The sequence below is a fragment of the Hansschlegelia beijingensis genome (assembly GCF_045505405.1).
GTDB classification, from domain to species: Bacteria; Pseudomonadota; Alphaproteobacteria; order Rhizobiales; family Methylopilaceae; genus Methylopila; species Methylopila beijingensis_A.
This window is the reverse complement of the sequence record NZ_JBJKEX010000530.1, coordinates 1-1,303: the sequence shown is the minus strand read 5'-3', so window position 1 is coordinate 1,303 and position 1,303 is coordinate 1. Positions and strand designations below refer to the sequence as shown.

The following is a 1,303-nucleotide window of genomic DNA, read 5'->3' as shown; positions in this document are numbered from 1 at the left end:
TCATGCATGTCGGGAAGTTCTTCCCCAAGACGGTCCGCATGCATGCGGTGGCGGACGGGCAGTCGCGCGAGATCCTCTACGATCCCAGCCTGTTCGACATGCCCTTCCGCGCGGAGAGCGGCGGCGGTCGCCTCGCCCCGCGTCGTGACGTCGACGGCGTCGAAGCCGCCGCGATGAAGCTCAACGAAACGCCGCGCCGAATAGCCGCAGCCGAACACCACAAGCCGCTTCAAGCCGCCTCCCGCGCCAGCGCCATGTCCCACTCGCCGCGGACGGAAGCTTCGCTCTCCGCCATCCGCTCGCTCGCCTCCAGCCCAGCGAGTCTCGCCGGGTCGAGCCGCCCCAGCCCCCACACCGCCGCGCCCCGCACCAGAGGCGAGCGGTCGCGGAGCAAGGCGGCCAGGACCGGCGCCAGCTCCGGCGCGCCGGAATTGCCGATGGCGATCGCCACGTTGCGGACGAACCGGTCGCGACCGATCCGCTTCACCGGGGATTTCGAGAACAGCTTGCGGAATCCGGCGTCGTCGAGACCCGCAAGTTCGGCCAGCGGGGGCGCGCGCAGTTCATCCCGCGCGAACAACCGGGCCTCCCGGGAGGCCTGCGCGAACTTGTTCCAGGGGCAGGCCGCCAGGCAGTCGTCGCAGCCATAGACCCGATTGCCGATCGCGGCGCGGAACTCGAGCGGGATCGGGCCGGCGTGCTCGATCGTGAGGTAGGAGATGCAGCGCCTGGCGTCGAGGCGATAGGGCCCGGGGAAGGCGTTCGTCGGGCACGCGTCCAGGCAGGCGCGGCAGGAGCCGCAATGGTCCGTCTCCGGCGCGTCCGGCGGCAGCTCGGCGGTGGTGAAGATCGCGCCGAGGAACAGCCAGGATCCGAATTCCCGCGACACCAGGTTGGTGTGCTTGCCCTGCCAGCCGAGGCCCGCGGCCTCGGCAAGCGGCTTCTCCATCACCGGAGCGGTGTCGACGAACACCTTGATCTCGGCGCCCGCGGAGGCGAGCGCGCCCGCGACCTGCTTGAGCCGTCCCTTGATGACGTCGTGGTAGTCGTCGCCCTGCGCGTAGACGGAGATCGCCGCGCGCTCCCGCCGGGTCGCCGCGGCCCGGGGGTCGTGGTCCGGCCCGTAGTTCATGCCGAGCATGATGACCGATCGGGCCTCCGGCCACAGCGCGGCCGGGTCGCCGCGCCACTCGGCGCGGTCCGCAAGCCAGCCCATACACGGCGACGCTGACCGGCGACCTCCTTGGCCTGCCTGACCTGCGAGGAGACGGAGCCGGCTTGATAGATCGGGACCGTCATGCGT

Annotated in this window: 1 protein-coding gene and 1 pseudogene; both read right to left on the bottom strand. The window is 71.1% G+C overall.

Annotated elements, in window-relative coordinates:
• Nucleotides 1-233: pseudogene (locus tag ACIKT0_RS18395) on the bottom strand (NAD(P)-dependent oxidoreductase); the annotation flags it as partial.
• Nucleotides 230-1,303, bottom strand: a 1,074-nt coding sequence (gene queG / locus ACIKT0_RS18390) for a tRNA epoxyqueuosine(34) reductase QueG (protein WP_407106765.1), incomplete at its 5' end; no start/stop codon positions are given. The gene queG and the pseudogene ACIKT0_RS18395, both read right to left, overlap by 4 nt.